This window comes from Brevibacterium sp. Lmc1, assembly GCF_057654315.1.
On sequence record NZ_CM172803.1, the window covers coordinates 1,254,083 to 1,275,685 of the forward strand.

General features: G+C 64.2%; 20 protein-coding genes and 1 tRNA gene. 17 read left to right on the top strand and 4 right to left on the bottom strand.

Annotated elements, in window-relative coordinates:
• Positions 1 to 131 precede the first annotated feature (131 nt).
• Positions 132 to 671 (bottom strand): DUF4916 domain-containing protein, encoded by a 540-nt coding sequence (locus AC239G_RS05400; protein ID WP_139468629.1) that lies wholly within the window; start codon positions 669 to 671, stop codon positions 132 to 134.
• A 195-nt stretch (positions 672 to 866) separates the two neighbouring features.
• Between AC239G_RS05400 and AC239G_RS05405 the strand changes: the two genes are divergently transcribed.
• From AC239G_RS05405 to proC, 10 genes are all read left to right on the top strand, one after another.
• Positions 867 to 2,363, top strand: a complete 1,497-nt coding sequence (locus AC239G_RS05405) for an MmgE/PrpD family protein (protein WP_139468628.1) — start codon at positions 867 to 869, stop codon at positions 2,361 to 2,363.
• Positions 2,363 to 3,268 (top strand): methylisocitrate lyase, encoded by a 906-nt coding sequence (prpB, locus tag AC239G_RS05410; RefSeq protein ID WP_139468627.1) that lies wholly within the window; start codon positions 2,363 to 2,365, stop codon positions 3,266 to 3,268. The genes AC239G_RS05405 and prpB overlap by 1 nt, the downstream gene beginning before the upstream one ends.
• The gene (locus tag AC239G_RS05415) at positions 3,265 to 4,386 is read left to right on the top strand and encodes a bifunctional 2-methylcitrate synthase/citrate synthase (protein ID WP_139468626.1); all 1,122 of its coding nucleotides are present in this window, start codon (positions 3,265 to 3,267) and stop codon (positions 4,384 to 4,386) included. Before prpB ends, AC239G_RS05415 begins: the two co-directional genes overlap by 4 nt.
• Positions 4,387 to 4,410: 24 nt before the next feature.
• Positions 4,411 to 5,238 (top strand): enoyl-CoA hydratase/isomerase family protein, encoded by an 828-nt coding sequence (locus AC239G_RS05420; protein ID WP_446655892.1) that lies wholly within the window; start codon positions 4,411 to 4,413, stop codon positions 5,236 to 5,238.
• A gap of 9 nt (positions 5,239 to 5,247) precedes the next feature.
• On the top strand, positions 5,248 to 6,225 hold the full coding sequence (locus AC239G_RS05425) for a Ppx/GppA phosphatase family protein (RefSeq protein ID WP_139468624.1): 978 nt from the start codon (positions 5,248 to 5,250) through the stop codon (positions 6,223 to 6,225).
• Between the two features lie 188 nt (positions 6,226 to 6,413).
• On the top strand, positions 6,414 to 8,132 hold the full coding sequence (locus tag AC239G_RS05430; RefSeq protein WP_487489940.1) for a glycerol-3-phosphate dehydrogenase/oxidase: 1,719 nt from the start codon (positions 6,414 to 6,416) through the stop codon (positions 8,130 to 8,132).
• Positions 8,133 to 8,264: 132 nt separating this feature from the next.
• Positions 8,265 to 8,987: an MIP/aquaporin family protein gene (locus tag AC239G_RS05435; RefSeq protein WP_139907252.1), complete on the top strand. Its 723-nt coding sequence runs from the start codon at positions 8,265 to 8,267 to the stop codon at positions 8,985 to 8,987.
• A 59-nt stretch (positions 8,988 to 9,046) separates the two neighbouring features.
• Entirely contained in the window at positions 9,047 to 10,579 is a 1,533-nt protein-coding gene (gene glpK / locus AC239G_RS05440) for a glycerol kinase GlpK (protein ID WP_487489941.1), read from the top strand.
• Positions 10,580 to 10,674: 95 nt separating this feature from the next.
• Positions 10,675 to 11,676 carry a sugar phosphate isomerase/epimerase family protein gene (locus tag AC239G_RS05445; protein WP_139468620.1) on the top strand — a complete coding sequence of 334 codons (1,002 nt, stop codon included), beginning with the start codon at positions 10,675 to 10,677 and terminating at the stop codon, positions 11,674 to 11,676.
• A gap of 134 nt (positions 11,677 to 11,810) precedes the next feature.
• On the top strand, positions 11,811 to 12,647 hold the full coding sequence (gene proC / locus AC239G_RS05450; protein WP_446655889.1) for a pyrroline-5-carboxylate reductase: 837 nt from the start codon (positions 11,811 to 11,813) through the stop codon (positions 12,645 to 12,647).
• 15 nt (positions 12,648 to 12,662) lie between these two features.
• Here the strand turns inward: proC and AC239G_RS05455 are convergent, their stop codons facing one another.
• Complete coding sequence (locus AC239G_RS05455; RefSeq protein WP_446655888.1) at positions 12,663 to 13,544, bottom strand: helix-turn-helix transcriptional regulator; 882 nt, start codon at positions 13,542 to 13,544, stop codon at positions 12,663 to 12,665.
• A 107-nt stretch (positions 13,545 to 13,651) separates the two neighbouring features.
• On the opposite strand from AC239G_RS05455, the gene AC239G_RS05460 reads away from it, so the two are divergent.
• From AC239G_RS05460 to AC239G_RS05475, 4 genes are all read left to right on the top strand, one after another.
• Positions 13,652 to 13,993 (top strand): DUF485 domain-containing protein, encoded by a 342-nt coding sequence (locus tag AC239G_RS05460; protein WP_139468617.1) that lies wholly within the window; start codon positions 13,652 to 13,654, stop codon positions 13,991 to 13,993.
• Positions 13,990 to 15,642, top strand: a complete 1,653-nt coding sequence (locus AC239G_RS05465) for a solute symporter family protein (RefSeq protein WP_446655887.1) — start codon at positions 13,990 to 13,992, stop codon at positions 15,640 to 15,642. Before AC239G_RS05460 ends, AC239G_RS05465 begins: the two co-directional genes overlap by 4 nt.
• A 396-nt stretch (positions 15,643 to 16,038) precedes the next feature.
• Positions 16,039 to 17,046, top strand: a complete 1,008-nt coding sequence (locus AC239G_RS05470) for a hypothetical protein (RefSeq protein ID WP_172173729.1) — start codon at positions 16,039 to 16,041, stop codon at positions 17,044 to 17,046.
• Positions 17,047 to 17,329: 283 nt separating this feature from the next.
• Positions 17,330 to 17,400 (top strand) — tRNA-Gly (locus tag AC239G_RS05475).
• A 197-nt stretch (positions 17,401 to 17,597) separates the two neighbouring features.
• Here the strand turns inward: AC239G_RS05475 and AC239G_RS05480 are convergent.
• Together AC239G_RS05480 and AC239G_RS05485 are read right to left on the bottom strand one after the other, a co-directional pair.
• Positions 17,598 to 18,260 (bottom strand): potassium channel family protein, encoded by a 663-nt coding sequence (locus AC239G_RS05480; RefSeq protein WP_101546810.1) that lies wholly within the window; start codon positions 18,258 to 18,260, stop codon positions 17,598 to 17,600.
• On the bottom strand, positions 18,253 to 19,671 hold the full coding sequence (locus AC239G_RS05485; RefSeq protein ID WP_229664137.1) for a TrkH family potassium uptake protein: 1,419 nt from the start codon (positions 19,669 to 19,671) through the stop codon (positions 18,253 to 18,255). The genes AC239G_RS05480 and AC239G_RS05485 overlap by 8 nt, the downstream gene beginning before the upstream one ends.
• A 59-nt stretch (positions 19,672 to 19,730) precedes the next feature.
• Between AC239G_RS05485 and AC239G_RS05490 the strand changes: the two genes are divergently transcribed.
• The 3 genes from AC239G_RS05490 (at position 19,731) to AC239G_RS05500 (ending at position 21,594) form a co-directional block, all read left to right on the top strand.
• Positions 19,731 to 20,927, top strand: coding sequence for an acetoin utilization protein AcuC (locus AC239G_RS05490; protein ID WP_487489942.1), 1,197 nt, complete (start codon positions 19,731 to 19,733; stop codon positions 20,925 to 20,927).
• Between the two features lie 250 nt (positions 20,928 to 21,177).
• Positions 21,178 to 21,276, top strand: a complete 99-nt coding sequence (locus AC239G_RS05495; RefSeq protein ID WP_009882927.1) for a 30S ribosomal protein bS22 — start codon at positions 21,178 to 21,180, stop codon at positions 21,274 to 21,276.
• A gap of 72 nt (positions 21,277 to 21,348) precedes the next feature.
• The gene (locus tag AC239G_RS05500; RefSeq protein ID WP_139468613.1) at positions 21,349 to 21,594 is read left to right on the top strand and encodes a glutaredoxin family protein; all 246 of its coding nucleotides are present in this window, start codon (positions 21,349 to 21,351) and stop codon (positions 21,592 to 21,594) included.
• Positions 21,595 to 21,603 lie beyond the last annotated feature (9 nt).

Sequence of the window (21,603 nt, forward strand, 5' to 3'; positions counted from 1 at the left end):
CAACCCAGACGCCGACGACGGCCCCGACTGGCGGTATCGTCCGCGTCGCTTTCAGTCTACCAAGACGGTTCTACAACTTGTAGAAAAAACGTGGGGCGAGAAGGTCCGTCTCACCTGGGCGTGCATCTGGCTCAGACGCGGAAGCCCAGATGGGCCAGTGCGATGCGCAGGATATGGTCCTGGCCGTAGCAGAGCTCGCCGACGATATCGGGACGCATGGTCTCCTCGGGGGTCAGCCAATCGAGGCTGAGGGCATCGGCCCGCGGGGTGCATTCGCCGCGGACCTCCATGATGAAGCACATGGCGATCGCATGCTGGCGCGGATCGTGGAGGAGGGCCGAACCCTCGGTGGGGAAGTACTCGGCGATGTGGAACGGGCTGATTGCAGGCGGAATGACCGGCAGCGCCATCGGGCCGAGGTCGTTCTCGGCATGACGCACCAATGCGGTTCGGATCGTCTCGTGGAAGCGGATCCTCCCGCCTACGACCTCGCGTCCGAGGGTGCCGTCCTCGAGGCTGCGCAGCAGCAGGCCGATGCGTTCGACATTGCCGGTCTCGCCCACCCGCACTGGGATGGCGTTGACATAGGGGATCGGCATGCGTCTGCGCAGGCGCGCGTATTCCGCGTCGTCGAACCAGTTCTCGTCGAAGTCCAGGGCAGTCCGAGTCATGACCCAATATTCCCACAACCATCCCTCGCGGCAGAAGAGCATGGGGACCCCGTTGGTGAACTGGGACACGCTTCGGGTAAAATATCTTGATGTCGAGATAAATTTCCGACCGGCAGGGACCTGTCGAGTGACGTGGCCTACAGTTGTGTCAGCACTATGTGACCATTTCCGGTCAAGGACTATGAAGGGGTATCCATGATCAATCATGAAGTCCGCACCTACAAGAGCTCAGAGAACCTGGCTCGCGAAGATCAGCTCGCATGGAAGATCGCCGAGGTCGCATCCGACCCGACGCCGGTCGATTCCGAAGTCACCGAAATGGTCATCAACCGCGTCATCGACAACGCTTCCGTCGCTGCCGCATCCGTGCGCCGCTCCGCTCCCACCCACGCTCGCGAGCAGGCTCAGGCTCACCCGTTCAATCCCGGTGCCAACATCTTCGGCCTGCCGGTGACCGACCGCTTCTCACCGGAATGGGCCGCTTGGGCCAACGGTGTGGCCGTGCGCGAACTCGATTTCCACGACACCTTCCTCGCCGCAGAGTACTCACACCCCGGTGACAACATCCCGGCAGTGCTCGCAGTCGCCCAGCACAAGGGCATCGGCGGCAAGGACCTCATCAACGGCATCGCCACCGGCTACGAGATCCAGGTCGACCTCGTCAAGGGAATGTGCCTGCACGAGCACAAGATCGACCACGTCGCCCACCTGGGCCCCTCGGCCGCAGCCGGCATCGGCGCCCTGCTCCACCTGCCCACCGAGATCACCTTCCAGGCCGTCCAGCAGGCCCTGCATGTGACCACCGCGACCCGTCAGTCGCGTAAGGGCGAGATCTCGTCCTGGAAGGCCCACGCTCCGGCGTTCGCCGGCAAGATGGCCGTCGAATCCGTCGACCGTGCGATGCGCGGCGAGGGAGCCCCGAACCCGATCTACGAAGGCGAGGACGGCTTCATCGCCTGGATCCTCTCCGGCCCCGAAGCCCGCTACACCATCCCGCTGCCGGGCAAGGGCGAATCGAAGCGTGCGATCCTCGACACCTACACCAAGGAGCACTCGGCCGAGTACCAGGCTCAGGCGCTCATCGACCTCGCCCGCAAGCTTGGCGGGCAGATCGAGGACCTTTCGAAGATCAAGCGCATCGTCATCCACACCTCGCACCACACCCACAACGTCATCGGCACCGGTGCGAACGATCCGCAGAAGATGGATCCGAAGGCCAGCCGTGAGACCCTCGATCACTCGATCATGTACATCTTCGCCGTGGCCATGCAGGACCAGGGCTGGCACCACGAGCACTCATACGCTCCCGAACGCGCCGGCCGTCCCGACACCGTCGAGCTGTGGCACAAGATCGAGACCACCGAGGATCCCGAGTGGACCCGCCGCTACCACTCGATCGACCCGAACGAGAAGGCCTTCGGCGGACGCGTGGAGATCGAATTCGAGGACGGCTCGACGCTGACCGACGAGATCGCCGTCGCCGACGCCCACCCCTTCGGCGCCCGTCCCTTCGCCCGTGCGAACTACATCGAGAAGTTCAAGACCCTGGCCGAGGGCATCGTCTCCGATTCGGAGCAGACCCGGTTCCTCGATCTCGCCGAGAACCTCGAGAGCCTCGACGCCAAGGGCGTTGCGGAACTGAGCTTCACGGTCGACGGACTCGAGCACAGCGGATCGAAGGGCATCTTCTGATGCTCGGTGCACAGGCAACCCCCGCCGAGCGCCGCGCCAAGTTCCGCGAGCTGCTCGCAGGCGACGAGATCGTCCAGTTCCCCGGCGCCATCAACCCGATCAACGCTCAGATCATCGAGCAGACCGGCTTCGAAGGCGTCTACATCTCCGGTGGCGCGTTCTCCGCGGCCATGGGTCTGCCCGATATCGGACTGACCACCCTCACCGAGGTGGCCGACCACGGACGCAATATCGCCCGAGTGACGAACCTGCCGACCTTCATCGACGCCGACACCGGATGGGGCGAAGCCATGAATGTGGCCCGCACCGTCCAGGAGTTCGAGGACGCCGGAATCTCGGGCATGCACCTGGAGGACCAGGTCAACCCGAAGCGCTGCGGCCACCTCGACGGCAAGGAGGTCGTGACCGCGGCCGAGATGTCCAAGCGCATCAAGGCCGCCGTCAAGGGGCGCCGAGACGAGAACTTCGTCATCTGCGCCCGCACCGACTCCCGCGCAGGGGAAGGCCTCGACGCCGCCATCGACCGGGCGAAGGCCTACGCCGATGCGGGAGCGGACATGATCTTCCCAGAGGCGATGCGAGATCTCGGAGAGTTCGAGAGATTCGCCTCCAGCGTCGATGTGCCGATCCTGGCGAACATGACGGAATTCGGAAAGAGCGAACTGTTCACCACCGAACAGTTGGCGAATGTCGGAGTCAAACTTGTGATCTACCCGGTCACGACTCTGCGCATCGCCATGGGTGCGATCAAATCGGGCCTGCAGACCATTCGGGACAAGGGCACTCAGGTGGACCTGCTCGAGGGCATGCAGACCCGCGCGGACCTGTATGACACGATCGACTACGCGGCGTACAACGAGTTCGATGCCGCAGTCTTCAACTTCTCACAGGAGGGTCACCAGTGACCGAAGAAATCAAGAAGGGCCTCGCCGGTGTCGTGGTCGACACCACCGCAGTGTCCAAAGTGGTCCAGGAGACCAACTCGCTGACTTACCGCGGCTACCCCGTGCAGGAGCTCGCCGCCAAGCGCAGCTTCGAGGACGTCGCCTACCTCATCTGGAACGGCGAACTGCCCACCGAGGCGCAGCTGGCGGAATTCCAGGAACGCGAACGCTCCCAGCGTGAGATCGATGGCAAGCTCGTCGACCTCATCCTCGGCCTGCCCAAGGACTGCCACCCGATGCACGTCGTGCAGACGGCTGTGGCCTACCTGGGCGCCGTCGACCCCGAGGCCGACACCGAGGGTGCCGAGGCGAACCTCGCGAAGGCCGAGCGTCTCTACGCCCAGCTGCCGACGATCGTGGCCATCGACCACCGTCGCCGTCACGGCCTCGACCCCGTCGCCCCGACGAAGGACCTCGGCTACGCCGCAAACTTCTTCAAGATGGTCTTCGACGAAGTTCCTGCCGAGGAGGTCGTACGCTGCTTCGACGTGTCGATGATCCTCTACGCCGAGCACTCGTTCAACGCCTCGACCTTCACCGGTCGAGTCATCACCTCGACCACATCGGACCTGTACTCGGCAGTCGCCGGTGCCGTCGGGGCGCTCAAGGGACCCCTGCACGGCGGAGCGAACGAAGCCGTCATGGCGATGCTCGAAGAGGTCGGCACCGCCGATAAGGCTTCGGCCTGGATCGACGAGGCACTGGCGAAGAAGGCGAAGATCATGGGCTTCGGCCACCGCGTGTACAAGAACGGAGATTCGCGCGTTCCCACCATGCGCAAGGCCTTCGAGGACATGGTCGCGGTGAAGGGTGCGAACGATCTGCTGGATCTGTACAACACCTTCGAAGAGGACTTCGTCGGGCGCAAGGGCATCTACCCGAACCTCGACTACCCCTCGGGCCCGGCCTACCACCTCATGGGCTTCGACACCGAGCAGTTCACCCCGATCTTCGTGATGGCACGCATCACCGGCTGGACCGCTCATATCTTCGAGCAGCAGGCGAACAACGCCCTCATCCGTCCCCTGAGCGCCTACGACGGTGAGGACCAGCGCGAGGTTCCCGACAACCGGGGCTGACCTCTCGAAAGGCAGAACACACATATGAGACCAGACGGCTCCTACCGTCCGGTCGATCTCGAGGGTTTCGACTTCACCGTCTCCGGTGGGGTCGGAACCCTCGTCATTGATCGGACCGAAAAACGCAATGCGATCTCCCGGCCCATGTGGCGGGCGCTGCCGCAGATCATCGCGAACGTCGATGCCGACGATTCGATCGGCGCGCTGGTGATCACCGGGGCCGGCGGGCACTTCTCCGCCGGTTCGGACATCGCCGACCTCAACGTCGCACTCGCGGACTTCTGGGAACTCAACTCCACCGCCGAGGCGGCCCTTGCGAGCTCGCGGACACCGACGATCGCCGCGATCACCGGCAACTGCGTGGGCGGAGGGACGGAGATCGCCGCGGCCTGCGACATCCGCATCGCCGCCCCCGGATCGATCTTCGGCGTCACCGCAGCCAAACTCGGACTCGTGTACCCGGCCGGACCCACGAAGCGGCTGGCTGAGATCCTCGGCGACGCCTGGGCACGGTACCTGCTCATCACGGCCTCGATCGTGAAGTTCGAGAAGATGGCCGAACTCGGGTTCTTCCACGAAGTCTCCGACACCCCGCTCGAGACGGCACAGGCCCTGGGGGAGCGGATCGTGGGACTGTCCCGGCTCAGCCAGGTCGGTGCCAAGGCGATCCTCGACGGTGAACTGACGGAGGACACGGAGCCGCCTCGGTGGCTCGATGACGCCTACCGGGACGAGATCATCCGCGGTCAGGAAGCCTTCTTCGCCAAGGAGCCGCCGGAATTCGGCTTCGCCAAATCCGCATGGCAGAACGGTCCCCAGGTTCGTTCTCACGGAGTCCCGCGGAGAGGATAAACTGAGCGAATGCGCCTAGCAGTCCTCGATATCGGCTCCAACAGCGTCCACCTCCTGGTCGTCGACGCCCACGTCGGAGCACCGCCCCTGCCGGCCACCTCGCACAAGGAGGTGCTCCGACTCGCCGAATTCCTCAGCGACGACGGAACGATCGACTCCGAAGGGCAGGAACGGCTGCGCTCCTTCATCGCCGATGCCGTCGAGATCGCCGAAGACCAAGGCGCGGAGCAGATCCTCGCCTTCGCCACCTCGGCGGTCAGGGAAGCTCCGAACGGGATCGGACTCATCGAATCGATCAACGCTCAGCTCGGGGTCACCCTCAACGTGATGTCGGGTCGGGACGAGGCCCGCGTGACCTTCCTCGCCGCCCGCCGCTGGTTCGGGTGGTCGGCCGGGAAGATCCTGCTGCTCGACATCGGCGGCGGCTCGCTCGAGATCGCGGCGGGTCAGGACGAATACCCGCAGGCGGCCGTGTCGGTTCCGCTCGGCGCCGGACGCACCTATTCCGAGTTCCTCCCGGACCCGATGCCCACTGAAGAGGACATCCACCGCCTGCGCAAACATGCCCGGGCGCAGATCGGACGCATCGCCGGCGACATCAACAGGGTCGGAGTGCCCGACCAGGTCGTCGGGTCGTCGAAGACCTTCCGCTCGCTGGCCCGCATCGCCGGCGCAGCCCCGAGCGGAGACGGAATCTATGCTCCGCGGAAGCTCTTCCGCCGCGACCTCGAAGGCATCATCGACACCCTCGCCTCCCGCACCCCCGAGGAACGTGCCACCCTGCCCGGCGTCTCCGAAGCCCGAGCCGGACAGGTGCTGGCCGGAGCGATCGTCGCCGAGGCGGCCTTCACGATCTTCGACATCGGCGTCATGAACATCTCCCCATGGGCGCTGCGTGAAGGCATCATCATGCGCAAACTCGACCTCCTCGACTCGGCCGAACAGTCATCGGCGATGCGCGTCGAGCCCGTCGCCGCCCTCGACTGAGCCTTCGGCGGGTCGCACGCCGACGTTTCCGGACACGGTTGAGCCGCCTTCGCATCTGTCGGATTGCTACCGGAATTCAGGTTCGCCTGCTAGTTTTTGATTAGTCGCCGAGGCGGCACCCGCACTGATCTGCCCGTGCCGACATCGGTGAAAGCCCGAATCTTCTGACGGAAAGCACGAATCTGCTGATGCGAAATGGTGAGCTGTCCCCGAACTTCCGCGACCAGGCGCTGGAGACTCTGAAGAAGACGAGCGCGGCCGACCCGCTCGACGTCTTCGTCGTCGGCGGGGGAGTGACCGGAGCAGGATCGGCCTTCGACGCAGCCACCCGCGGACTCAAGGTCGGCGTCGTCGATGCCAAGGACTGGGCCTCGGGTACCTCGTCCCGGTCCTCGAAGCTCATGCACGGCGGACTGCGGTACCTCGAGATGCTCGACTTCAAGCTCGTCGCGGAGGCGCTCAAGGAACGCGACCTGCTGCTCCAGCACACCGCGCCGCACCTCGTCGAACCCGTCGCCTTCGTATTCCCCTTCGAGCACCGCCTCATCGACCGGGCCTTCATCGGCTCCGGCGTGCTCCTCTACGACACGATGGCCACCCGGCCGGGCCGCAAACGGGCTGTGCCGATGCACCGCCACCTCGGGAAGAAGGCACTGAGCGCCCACTTCCCGGGCTTGGCCGACGACGCCGCCGTCGGAGCCCTCGAATACTATGACGCGAAGGTCGACGACGCCCGCTTCGTCATGAACCTGGTCCGCTCGGCCGTGAGCTACGGAGCCGCTGCCGCCAACCACGTCTCCGTCATCGGCTACCTCCACGACGGCGATCAGGTCACCGGCGTCCACGCCCGGGACGAGATCACCGGTGAGGAGTTCGACATCCACGCTCGCCGCACCATCCTCGCCGGGGGAGTCTGGACCGAAGAGCAGCAGGATCTGGCGAAGGCCGATGCCGGGCTCAAGGTGCTCGCCTCGAAGGGCGTGCACATCACCGTGGCCGAAGACAAGATCAAGGCCGACCCGAACACCGGAATCATCTCGAAGACGGAGAAGTCCGTCCTCTTCGTCATCCCCTGGGAAGGCTACTGGGTCATCGGCACCACCGACACCCCGTGGAACGAAGACGTCGACGCACCGGTGGCGACCTCGCAGGACATCGACTACCTGCTCGAACATGCCAACGCCATCCTCGCCGACAAACTCACCCGCGAGGATGTCATCGGCGTCTACTCGGGACTGCGTCCGCTGCTCCAGCCGGTCGTCAAGGAAGGACAGGCCTCGACGAAGGTCTCCCGCGAACACACCGTGATGGAGGTCGAGCCGGCCCTCGCCGCGATCGCCGGCGGCAAGTTCACCACCTACCGAGTGATGGCCGAAGACGCCGTCGATTTCGTCCTCGGCGACGATGCGAAGGACCGCAGGTCACTCACCGAATCCGTGCCGCTGCTCGGTGCCCAGGGCGTCGGTGCACTGAGGCGCGGCCAATCCGGAATCGCGGAGAAGTACGGATGGGACGAGTACCGCGTCAAACGACTCATCCGCCGCTATGGCACCCTCATCGAGGATCTGCTCGACCTCGTCGATGAGGATCCGGAGCTCGGACAGCCTTTGGACGGCGCCGAACGCTACCTGCGCGTCGAAGCCCACTACGCGGCCGCCGCGGAGGGGGCCGTCCACCTCGGCGACATCCTGGAGCGGCGGATGCGGCTGAACTACGAGACTCGCGACCGGGGGAAGAACGCCGCCGAGGCGGTCGCGGCCATCGTCGCACCCGTCCTCGGGTGGGACGACGACCGGCAGACGGCCGAGGTCGAGGCGTTCAACGCCCACGTCGACGCCCAGGTCGCGGCCGAATCCACCGACGATGACGCCTCGGCGGCGGCCCTGGTCGGTGCGACCCTCCACTGAACCGTTCACAGAGAAGTGCGGGACCACAACCGAATACCGACAATCGAATATCGACCGACCCCGGAGCACCCTCCGGGTCGACCATCGACCGGGACACCCTCCGGAAAGACAAACAATAGGAGTTTGTGAGATATGGGCACCATCTTCCTCTTCGAGATCGCCGGTACGGCGATGCTCATGCTGCTCGGCGTCGGCGTCGTCGCCAATGTCGTCCTCGGCAAGACCAAAGGCAACGGCGGAGGCTGGCTGCTGATCTCCTTCGGCTGGGGCCTCGCGGTCTTCGCCGGTGTCTTCGTCGCTTATAAGACCGGCGCACACCTCAACCCCGCCGTGACCTTCGGCATCCTCGCCAGCGGAGCCGACGAATATGCACCCGGCATCGCCGTGACTTTCGGCAACACCATCGCCTATCTCGCGGCCGAGATGATCGGAGCGATGCTCGGCGCGGTCCTCGCGTGGGCCGTGTACAAGAAGCATTACGACGAGGAGAAGGACGCTGGCAACATCCTCGGCACCTTCTCCACCGGTCCGGAGCTCCGCTCCTACGGCTGGAACTTCGTCACCGAGGTGATCGCGACATTCGTCCTCGTGTTCGTCATCCTCCTCTTCGGCAAGACCCCACACGAGCTTGGACCCTTGGCCGTCGGCCTCCTCGTCGTCGTCATCGGCGCTTCGCTGGGCGGACCCACCGGCTACGCCATCAACCCGGCGCGTGACCTCGGTCCGCGCATCGTCCACGCACTGCTGCCGATCCCGAACAAAGGCGGCTCCGACTGGGCGTACTCGTGGGTGCCGATCGCCGGACCGCTGGTCGGCGGCGTCGTCGCCGGTCTGGCCTCCCAGGCATTCGTCTGAGTACGATCACAGACAACTGAGCACGCTCACAGACAAACCACTTCGACACAGGAGTCAGAATGAGTCAGGAAAAGTTCATCCTCGCCATCGACCAGGGCACCACCTCGTCGCGGGCGATCGTCTTCAACCATGACGGGCAGATCGTGTCGTCCGGCCAGCTGGAACACGAGCAGATCTTCCCTCGCGCCGGCTGGGTCGAGCACGACCCGGTTGAGATCATCAAGAACACCAACGAGGCGATCGGCCAGGCCCTGGCTCGGGCGAATATCAACCGCCACCAGCTCGAGGGCGTGGGCATCACGAACCAGCGTGAGACCACCGTCATCTGGAACAAGAACACCGGCGAACCCGTCTACAACGCCATCGTGTGGCAGGACGCACGCACCCAGAAGGTCTGCGACGAACTCGCCGGGGACGAAGGACCGGACAAGTACAAGGACCGGGTGGGTCTGCCCCTGGCGACCTACTTTGCCGGCCCGAAGGCCAAATGGATCTTCGACAACGTCGACGGGGTCAAGGAAGCCGCCGCGGCCGGGGACCTGCTCTTCGGCACCATGGACACCTGGGTGATCTGGAATCTCACCGGCGGGGTCAACGGCGGAATCCACGTCACCGACGTCACCAACGCCTCGCGGACGATGCTGATGAACATCGACACCCTCGACTGGAACCCTGACATCGCGGCAGATATGGGCATTCCCCTCGAGATGCTGCCCGAGATCAAGTCCTGCTCGGAGATCTACGGCTACGGGGCGAAGAACGGACTCATCATCGACACCCCGATCTGCGGCATCCTCGGCGATCAGCAGGCTGCGACGTTCGGTCAGGCCTGTTTCGAGAAGGGTCAGGCGAAGAACACCTACGGCACCGGCAACTTCATGCTCATCAACACCGGCAATGAGCCGGTGGCCAGCAAGAACGGTCTGCTCACCACGGTCGCGTACAAGATCGGCGAGGACGATGCCGTCTACGCGCTCGAGGGGTCGGTGGCGGTGACCGGTTCGCTCGTGCAGTGGCTGCGCGACAACTTCGGCATCATCAAGGACGCCCCCGAGGTCGAGACCCTGGCCAAACAGGTCGAGGACAACGGCGGCTGCTATATCGTGCCGGCGTTCTCCGGACTCTTCGCCCCGCACTGGGAGTCCGATGCTCGCGGCGTGATGGTGGGTCTGACCCGGTATGTGAACAAGAACCACATCGCCCGTGCCGCCCTGGAATCCGTGGCTTTCCAGTCGCGCGAGGTCCTCGACTCGATGAACCTCGACTCCGGTGTCGAACTCACCGAGCTCAAGGTCGACGGAGGCATGGTCGCCAACGAGACGCTCATGCAGTTCCAGGCCGACCTCCTCGGCGTGCCCGTCATCCGTCCCGAGGTCATCGAGACCACGGCACTGGGTGCGGCCTATGCGGCAGGCATCGCCGTGAAGTTCTGGAACGGTGAGGACGACGTGAAGGGCAACTGGCGCGAGGACAAGCGCTGGAACCCGTCGATGGACGACGAGACGGTCGACCGCCTCTACCGCCTCTGGAACAAGGCGGTGGAGAAGTCGAAGAAATGGGTCGACGACGACACCGAAGCCCTCTACGCCTGAATTACTACCTGACGGCGGCCCAGCAACCTCGCGCGAGGTTGCTGGGCCGCCGTCAGGTAGTTCTGGGGAGGGGGAGCCGCGTTAGACTGGAAGAGATGAGCAAGAAGTCGAAGTCCCAGCGGAAGGTGTTGACCACCAAGAATTCTGCGCGCTCGAATTCGAAGCGCCATAAGGAGTACTTCGACAAACACGACGTCTATGAGAAAGACGCCCATCACGTCTCCGACAACCGGATCAGGCTCGGCCTCTCCAGCTCCTCCGTCTCACCCATGACCGTCGAAGAGACCTTCACCCAGGCAGCCAAACACGGCTACGACGGCGTCGAGATCATGGTCACCCATAACACCGAGACCCGCGACGTCGACCTCATCAACGGGCTCGCCGGCGACACCGGACTCGACGTCATCTCCCTGCACGCCCCGACCCTGCTGTTCCTGCCCCGAGTGCTGCACAAAGACCATTGGGAGAAGCTGCGGATCACCGCGAACCTCGCCAAGGCAGTGGGCGCCGACACGGTCGTCCTCCACCCGCCGTTCCGCTGGCAGGGCGAATACGCCCTCGGCTTCGTCGACGGCGTCCGCCAGGTCGCCCAGGAGACCGGTGTGAGACTGGCCGTGGAAAACATGTACCCCTGGCGGGCCGGCCTGCGCGAGATCCAGGTCTACTACCCCGACTGGAACCCCCTGGACGAGGACTACGACGACCTCACCTTCGACTTCTCCCACGCCTCCACCGCCGGCATGAACGCATTGGAGACGGTGAGCGAGATCTTCGACCAGCTCCGTCACGTCCACCTCACCGACGGTGCCGGCTCCCTCAAGGACGAACATCTCGTTCCGGGCGAAGGCACCATGCCCGTCGCCGAGACCCTGCAGTACCTCGCCAAACACAATTGGCAGGGCGACGTCGTCGTCGAGGTCAACACCCGATTCGTCCGCAGACAGTCAGCGCGCGAGAAGATGCTCGCCGACTCCATCGCCTTCGCCCGTGAGCACCTCGGCCTCGACGCGGATACTCCACGTCGCAACGCCCACAGCCACACCCGCACCTCCGAGCACAAGTCCTCGCAGTCCGGATCATCCGGCGCCGAGAGCTGACCCTGCGAGCGCCTGCGACCTCGCACATCACCCTGCCCGTCTTCGCCTCGCTTCGCTCGGTCACGCATCGGCACGCTTCAGCGCATGGACACCCACCGACCACCGCACATCAGATATCGAAAGGCTGACGCACTTTGACCACCATCGCCTCCATCGGAACCGGCAACATGGGCACGGCCCTCATCCAGGGAATCCTCACCGCCGACGCGAGCATCACCGTCCGCGCGACGACGAACTCGACCGACTCGGCGCAGCGGCTCCGCAGTGATCTGCCCACCGCCACGGTCACCTCGCTGGAGGATGACGCCGAAGCGAATCGGAAAGCCGTGTCCAGCGCCGATTTCGTCTTCCTCGGTGTGAAGCCGTGGATGATGGCCGATACCCTGCGCGAGCTCACCGACGACCTCGACCGGGACTCCGTGCTCGTGTCCATGGCAGCCGGTGTCGCCGCGGCTGACCTTGCGAAGCTCGCCCCCGAGAATCCGATCGTGCGGATCATGCCGAACACGCCGAGCGCCATCGGCCACGGCGTCATCGCACTGGCCCCCACCGCCGAGGTGACCGCCGCCAGTGTGGACACACTGAAGTCCCTGCTGTCGGGCGCTGGCCTCGTCGTCGATCTCGACGAATCCCAGATCCCGGCCATGACCGGCATCTCCGGGTCCGGAGTGGCGTACTTCTTCCTCCTCGCCGAAGCCATGATTGCCGCGGGCGTCAAGCAGGGTCTCAGCGAGGACGTCGCCCGCCAGATGGTCGTGGCCACCGCCGACGGTGCCGGCCGACTCCTGACCGAGAAGCCCGACCCCGCCGCTCAGCGTCAGGCCGTGAGCAGCAAGGGCGGAACGACCTTGGCCGGTCTCCAGCAGTTCCTCGACTCCGGGATCTTCGATATCGCCGAGGCGGCCGCGCAGGCGGCAGCAGACCGTTCCCTGGAGATGGAACAGGAGAACTCCGAGGTCATCAACGGCTGAGCCGGATCTCCCCGTTCAGGGGAGGACGTGGGACGAGCGGGCGATCGACACGGCCTCATGCCGGGTCCGTGCCGAGAGCTTGACCATCGCCGTATTGAGATAGGACTTCACCGTCGACTCGCGCAGCGACAGCGCCTCGGCGATGCGGGCATTCGGCCATCCCAAGGCGACATGCGAGAGGATGTCGGTCTCCCTCGGCGACAGCCTGACTGCGGGTACCGGCGTCTGGAAGCTCTCCGGATTGTGTCCGGAGAGAATATCGGCCAGGCGCGCCTCGATGCCGGTGAGCTTCTCCCTGGTCTCCTCATCGACGATCCCGGAGCGGATCGCCCTCAGCTCGGCATAGGTGTGCCGGAGAGCTTCGCGTCCCGAGGGATCCAGATCCGGGTAGAGCGGTTCCTCCTTGACAGGGCCGCGCGGTTCCTGCCGGTATCCGAGTCGAGCGAGATCGACCGAAAGCTGTCGTACCCGTCTGACGAGGTCTCCCGTCTGCGGGGCAGCGGCGTTGTAGTCCGCGCGGTGGCCGCAGTAGACCATACCGGTGACCTCACCGCCGTGCAGAGTCGGGACGGCGACGAGGACGCGGATGCCCTCGCCGAGCACCTCCTCGTCGTAATGGTGGGTGATGAGCGGGTCGATCTCATAGTCGCGGGTCAGCTGCGGAGTGCCTTCGGTCATGGCCCGACCGCCGAGGCCGCGCCCGGTGCTGACGATGAGGTTCGAGAGCAGGTCCTTGTCGGCTCCGGCGACGGCTTCGACCGCGACCGAATCCTCTTCGACCATACCTCCGAAGACGACGTCACCGGTGCCGCTCTGGTGCAGGGAATCGACGGCTTCGACGAATAGGCGACGGGTCTCGACCTTGAGTGCCCGCGTTTCCTTGGCGTGCGCATTCATGTGAACAAGCTACCAACTTTCGGTGGTATTCCCTAGCGCATGCTGAACGTTACCTTTGGGTCATGTGATTCAGGACACTGATGTTCTGTCCATTCAAAGGAGAAAGAATGACTGACCCTGTCAACACCGGTGTTGACTTCCTCGCAGAGGAGGAGAAGCCGGAGTTCAAGGCCCTCAAACGCAAGCGCTTCTCGGTGGTGATCCCGCTGTCGATCGCGTTCCTCGTCTGGTACTTCCTCTACGTCATCCTCAGCACGTACGCCCACGACTTCATGTCGACGAAGGTCGTGGGGGAGATCAACATCGGACTCGTATTCGGGCTGCTGCAGTTCGTGACGACCTTCGCGATCACGATGTTCTACGTCTCGTTCGCCAACAAGAAGCTCGACCCTCCCGCGGAGGCGATCCGTGAACGACTGCAGGCCGAATCGGAAGGACACCGCTCATGAGCACTCTGGCAATCGGAGACTTCGTCGCTTCGGGAGTCGACCTCCTCAGCGCAGCGACCACCGAGGTGGAGAACAACCCGGTCCTCAACATCACGATCTTCGCCGCATTCGTCGCGGTCACGATGTTCATCGTTCTGCGGGCCAGCCGCAACAACAGATCCGCCTCGGACTACTATGCGGGTGGCCGGTCGTTCACCGGACCGCAGAACGGCTTCGCCATCGCCGGTGACTACCTCTCTGCCGCATCCTTCCTCGGCATCTGCGGTGCGATCGCCGTCAACGGCTACGACGGATTCCTCTACTCGATCGGCTTCCTCGTCGCCTGGCTCGTCGCTCTGCTCATCGTCGCCGAACTCATGCGCAACACCGGCAAATTCACCATGGCCGACGTGCTGTCCTTCCGCCTCAAACAGCGCCCCGTACGCATGGCAGCAGCCCTGTCGACCCTGGCGGTCTGCTTCTTCTACCTGCTCGCGCAGATGGCCGGTGCCGGCGGGCTCGTGTCTCTGCTCATGGGGATCGACGGCAAGGTCGGCCAGTCGCTGGTCATCGCCGTCGTCGGCGCGCTGATGATCATCTACGTTCTCGTCGGCGGAATGAAGGGCACCACCTGGGTGCAGATCGTCAAGGCGATTCTGCTCATCGCCGGTGCTTTCGCCATGACCATCTGGGTGCTCGCACTCAACGGCTTCAGCCTCTCGACCCTGCTGGCCTCGGCCGTGGACAACGCAGCCGAAGGAGTCGGGGAAGGCGTCCTCAACCCGGGTCTGCAGTACGGCGAGAATCCGCTCGACTTCATCTCCCTGGCACTGGCGCTCGTGCTGGGCACGGCGGGTCTGCCCCACGTGCTCATGCGCTTCTACACCGTCCCCACGGCTAAGGAAGCTCGCCGATCCGTGGTGTGGGCGATCTGGCTCATCGGTGCGTTCTACCTCTTCACCCTCGTGCTCGGCTATGGTGCGGCCGCACTCGTCGGCGCCGACGCGATCAAGAACGCTCCTGGCGGCGTGAACTCCGCGGCGCCGCTCCTGGCGCTGCAGCTCGGAGGGCCGCTGCTCATGGGCTTCATCTCCGCGGTCGCGTTCGCCACGATCCTCGCGGTGGTGGCGGGCCTGGCGATCACCGCGGCGGCCTCGTTCGCTCACGATATCTACGCAAACGTCATCAAGAGGGGCAAGGTCGAAGACTCCGAGGCGGAGGTCAAGATCGCCCGTCGCACCGTCGTCGTCATCGGTGCGGTCGCGATCATCGGCGGCATCGGAGTGCAGGGGCAGAACATCGCATTCCTTGTGGCGCTGGCCTTCGCCGTCGCCGCCAGCGCGAACCTGCCCACGATCGTGTACTCGCTGTTCTGGAAGCGCTTCACCACCCGCGGTGCGGTGTGGTCGATCTACGGCGGACTGATCTCGGCGATGGTGCTCATCGCCTTCTCGCCGGTCGTCTCCGGCTCCGAGACCGCGATGATCCCCGGTGCCGACTTCGCGATCTTCCCGCTGTCGAACCCCGGCATCATCTCGATCCCGCTCGGCTTCATCCTCGGGTGGATCGCCTCGGTGACGGATCGAACGGTGGAGAGTCCCGAGCTGGCCGCCGAAATGGACGTCCGTGCCCATACCGGATTCGGCGCCGAGGAGGCTGTCGAGCACTGACCCATTCCGCCATCCGCGTGTTCGAAGTGCAGACGACCCGATTCCGATCAGCACGCATGCACTTCGAACACGCGGTTGTGGATACCGCAGCGTTATGGCCGCGTCGTGACCATCTCGGCGCACGCACCCTTGCGCTGAGAACTCGGCTGCAATCGAGTACCACGCGGGGGCGGAGGCGCCGCTGACTCAAACGCCGTGGACTGTTGACAGCATGCGGACTCGGACGTCTTATGGGTGTGGATGCCGAGGGCGATTCCACAGGCGGTTGAGGAGGCCTTGTCGGAGTCTCATTCGTAGCGACAGTCTTGCCGCATGTACAACGTGGTCCGCACCAGTGAACTCAGGGCGCGTGGGGTGCAGAGCAGATGCATCCGTGACGCCAAAGACTGCTGCCTTTTGGCACTCACTCAAGGGATGTATTCTGTCATCGCCCGCTGCTCGAATCTCAGACATGGTGCGATAGCGGAGTTCATCACGGACGAAGCGTGGATTCACAGAGTCGTCGAGCAGACCGACCCGGAGTCGGGGAGGCCTCGTTTCGAACTCCTCGATATGTTCGAGAAGCTGCGAGTGGCTTCGTACCCGCACTACCGATTTGACGACGTGATCTGGGGAGTCTCCGCCGCATTCGTCCATGACCTTCCGCTGCATCGACCGCCTCGGGGGAAGGTCTTCATCGCTCACCCGAAGAAGCGACACAACAGCGCCGACGTGTCGAGGACGTCGAAGACCGTTCCTGAAGAGGACGTCGTTCGCATAGGCAAGATGTCGTTGACTTCACCCATTCGCACCGCCTTCGATCTTATCGGCCAACTTGGTGAACCGGAGGGCTTCGTCGCACTCGAACGGTGTCTGCGCAGATCAGCATTCGGGTCTGACGAAGGGGCCGACGAGGCGGCAAGATTCGGATATCCGCCGGACACTTTGGGATTAGCTGAGCTCTGCATTGCTGAAGACTTCATGCCTGTGCTCGGCCGGCTGTCAAAGGGCCAAGCGAGAGCTCAACGTCTGCTGTCTTCAGCGGGGCCGCTGTCGGAAAGCTACGCAGAGAGCCGTTTCGTGTACAACCTCATGCAGCTGAGACTGACCGGATTCAGCCAGCAAGTCAGGATCCGGGACGGGCACACGGTCATCGCTCGCGTGGACTTTCTGCACGAGAAGTCGCGGACTATCGTGCTCATCGACGGCTTCTCCAAATATGCCGATAACGGAGTTCGGCTCATTCGGAAAGAGGTCCGTCAATTCAATCGGCTGCTGGAGCTCGGGTACAGAATCGTCCGTCTGAGCTTCGACGAGGTGACCCACCTTGAAGAGTGCGCAACCAAACTCTTCGGGCAGGCCCCGCAGCTCAGGGCGTTCATCGCCCCGCGAAAACGGTCCGGTGCCCGGCAGAGCCGGACTTAACAGCCGTGGCGAGACATTGCTGTGCGACCAGACAAGTGTTCAGCTGCTTCGAAATGCAGATGCCCTGACCGAAGTCACTGCGTCCACACTTCTGACCAGCGATTGTCGCTGGCCGCGGCAGAATGGCCAGTGGAATGCAGCTTGGTGGGCGTCGTGGGTGCGCATATGGCGAATGGATGTGATGCACCCGAGGTGGGAAGCTGTAGACTGGTTCGAGTTGCCGATCGCGGTATGTCTGCACCGGGTTTCACCTGGGTGAATGTCTGCCGACCACGGGTGATGTGCGGGCGTAGCTTAATGGTAAAGCTTCGGCTTCCCAAGCCGATGACGCGGGTTCGATTCCCGTCGCCCGCTCTCATACCGCGCACCCACACTGGCTATGCCAGCGATCCGAGACCCACGATGCGGGGTGATCGCCGCTCGCAGCGTGTGCCGCCGCGGTGGTGTCGGACCTGACCGGTGCGCCAACTGCTTCGAAATGCAGATGCCCCGATCGAAGTCACTGCATTCACGCTTTGAACCCGCGGTTACCTCTGGCACCGCTTCGCAGCCTACGGGCGGCCGGCGAAGCGGCCGAGCAGCTCGACGTGACCGGCGACGATGAGCAGATCCTGTTTGCCCACGCGGGTCGTCGGATCGGCGTAGGTGAAGTCGCGGCCGGGGCTCTTGATGCCCACGATCGTCACTCCGTACTTGTCGCGGACACCGGACTCGCTGAGAGTGAAGCCCTGGATCTCCCGCGGCGGCCGCATCTTCACCACGGCGAAATGGCCCTCATCGAACTCGATGTACTCCATCATCCTGGAGCTGACCAGGTGGGCGACGCGGCGACCTGCGTCCGACTCCGGGTAGAGCACATGGTGGGCGCCGATGCGGTGGAGGATCTTGCCGTGCGACGGCGAGATCGCCTTCGCCCACACCTGCGAAACGCCCAGGTCGACGAGGTTGGCGGTCGTGAGCACGCTGTCTTCGATCGAGGTTCCGATCCCGACGACGGCAGTCGAGAAGTCACCGGCACCGACCTGCCGCAGTGCGTCGATGTTCGTCGAATCGGCTTCGACGACGTGCGTGAGTTTGCCGCTCCAATCCTTGACGAGCTCGGGGTTGTGCTCGATGGCCATGACCTCGCGCCCCAGGCGGGCAAGAGTCGCCGCGGTCGAGGACCCGAAACGCCCCAGTCCGATGACCAGGATTGAAGTGTGTTCGTTAGCCAACGACCGGCCTTTCCTCGGGGTAGCGGTACAGGCGCACCGAATCCTGCATAGACAGTGCAGCCGCCAGTGTAATCGTACCGAGTCGACCGATGAGCATGATCACCGACAGAACATAGAGTCCCGAATCCGGCGAGGTCGCCGACACCCCGGAGCTCAGACCCACGGTGCCGAAGGCGGAAATCACCTCGAACAGCACCCGATCGAGCGGTTCCGCACTGATCTGCAGCATCGTCAGGGTGCCGATGAAGACGATCATCGCACCGGTGAGCAGGATCGAGATCGACAGTTTGATCGTCGACGACGTCAGCCGCCGGCCGAACACATGCACGTCCTGCAGACCCCTGGCCTCGGCATACGCAGCGAGGACGAGCACGGCCACCGTCGTCACCTTGATTCCGCCGGCCGTCGACGACGAACCGCCGCCGATGAACATCATGAGGTCCATGAGCAGATGCGACGCCTGGCTCATGTCAGCGACCTCCATCGTCGCGAAGCCGCCGGATCGGGGCATGACCGCCATGAACAGCACTTCGACGAAGGTGTGGCCGGCATTCTTATCGCCCAGGGTCGCTGGGTTCGCCGACTCGAACAGCGCCAACAGCAGCAGTCCGATCGCCAGCACCGTCGTCGTAGTAGTCAACGTCAGCTTCGTATGGAGATCCCAGCGGCTGGGCCGGTTCCAGAACATCGCGACCATGAGCACGACGGGGAACCCCAGCGACCCGACGAAAACCCCCGCCATGAGCAGGGACAGAATCCACGGATCCGAGGCGAAGTACGCCGCCCCACCTTCGTGGATGGTGAAACCGGCGTTGTTGAACGCCGAGATCGAGTAGAACACCGAGTACCAGATGGAGTCGCCGAGCGATTCCCCGCGGATGAGGAACCGTGGGAACAGCAGCACCGCGAGGATCGACTCGGCGGTGAAGATGGTGATGACCACTGTCTTGAGCAGCGAGCCGACCTGGCCCAGATTGAGCGCCGAGGTGGCCTGCTGAGCGATCAGGCGCTGCCGGACTCCCAGCCTCCTGGAGACCGCCATGCCCAGCACCGAGGCGAGGGTGAGGATTCCGAGACCGCCGACCTGGATGCCGGCGGTGATGACCGAGATCCCGAAGTCCGACCAGTACTCCTCCGTGACGACCGGGGTCAGTCCGGTCACGCACACGGCTGAGACCGCCACGAACACCGAGTTCGCGATGTGCGTGGCCTGATCGACCGAACCGGGGTCGCGCATGCTCGCCGGCAGCATCAGCAGGATCGCGAACGCCGCGACGACGGCGACGAAGGACCCGATCGCCAATCGAGCCGGTGAGGCCACGGCGAGGTCGTCGACGAAGTCACGGACCCACCGGCCCGGCTTCAGCAGCCGATCGAAGCGCGGCGAGGAATTCTTGGACACAAGCACCATGGTAGAGCCGGTGGCCCCGGAATCGGCGCAAGTGAGCTGTGCCATATAGCATGGTGGGCATGGCCGAAAATGATGTGTATGTCGTTTGGGACGACGAGGTGACCGGTTACAACTTCGGTCCCAGCCACCCCATGCACCCTCTCAGGCTCGACCTGACAGCGAAGCTCGCCGACGACTTCGGACTCTTCGACGCAGACAACGTCCACGTCAATCCCATCGGTGAGATCGACGAGGCGAAGCTCGCCCGCCTCCACGACCCCGACTACATCGCCGCGGTCAAGCAGGCCGGCACCGAGGAGGGCCTCGAGGAGCAGGACGCGAACAGATACGGAATCGGCACCGAGGATGTTCCCGGGTTCGAGAATATGCACACCGCCTCGGCGCTGCTGTTCCAAGGCAGCGTCAACGCCGCGAACGCGATCATCTCCGGAGACTTTCGGCGCGCGGTGAACTTCTGCGGCGGAATGCACCACGCGATGCCCGGCAAGGCCAGCGGGTTCTGCGTCTACAACGACGCGGCCGGAGCGATCACCGAATTCCTCGACGCCGGATACGAGCGCATCGTCTACCTCGATATCGACGCCCACCATGGTGACGGTGTCGAGACGTTCTTCTGGGACGACCCGCGAGTGCTCACGATCTCGATCCACGAATCGGGGAAGTTCCTCTTCCCCGGCACCGGATTCCCCGCCGATATCGGGGGACTCAAGGCGGCCGCCTCGGCGGTGAATATCGCTCTGCCCCCGCGCACGGGCGACGCGGACTGGCTGCGCGCCTTCGACGCCACCGTCCCGCAGGTCGTCGCAGCCTTCGAGCCTCAGGTCGTCGTCTCCCAACACGGGTGCGACGGTCACCGGGCGGACCCGCTGACCCATATGCGCCTGAGCGTCGACGCGATGCGCATCGCCGCCGAACGCATCCGCGACCTCGCCGTCGACCATGCCGATGGACGCTGGCTGTCCGTCGGGGGAGGGGGCTACGCGATCATCGACGTCGTGCCCCGCGCATGGGCGAACCTGCTGGCCGTCGCCGCCGGCCGCGATATCGATCCCGGAGCCCGGATCCCCGGACGCTGGGCCTCCTACGCGCAGACGAAGACCGGGCGCGAGGCGCCGCTGTCGATGACGGACGGCTTCGATGGGGCGTTCGAACCATGGTCGAAGGGGTTCGACCCCGAAGTCGAACTCGACCGTGCCGTGATGGGCACTCGGAAGAACATCTTCCCTTTCTTCGCACTCGACCCCTACTTCGACTGAGCGGGGGCTGCTTCGACTGAGCGAGATCGGTCGACGCCCGTCGACCCAGCCGAACGCGAGTCCGGCCCGGCCGTGCACGCCACCCGGACCGAACCCGATCCCCGCGTCCGCGCGGATCGCCCGGCACCGCCGTTGTGGATCTGGACACAGTTTTGGGAAAGCAGGCGGCCAAGCGATAGAATTGCACGGTTAGTTCAATGGGTGGGCACCTGATGTTCACCCTCCACCGACAAGCACAAGGGGTACCCGAGTGGGCTCAGTCATCAAGAAGCGCCGCAAGCGTATGTCGAAGAAGAAGCACCGCAAGCAGCTTCGCAAGACACGTCACCAGCGTCGCAACAAGAAGTAAGACCCAACGGTCCTACGCCCCCGCTCGAGTGATTTCTCGGCGGGGTTTGTTGCACCCGATGAGGAGTGAGCCATGGTCGATCTGACCTTTCTCACACGTGTCGACTGCCATCTGTGCGCTGATGCGCTGCAGACCGTCACCGAGGTGGCTGCGGGCAGAGATGTGACCGTGACCGAGATCGACATCGATACGGATGACGATCTGGCCGCGCAGTACGGCTGGGACGTTCCGGTCGTTCTCCTCAACGGGCGACAACACAGTTTTCATCGAGTCGATAGGGATCGGCTGTCCAAGGCGCTCCACGCCTTGGGTGCATGAGATCGATTG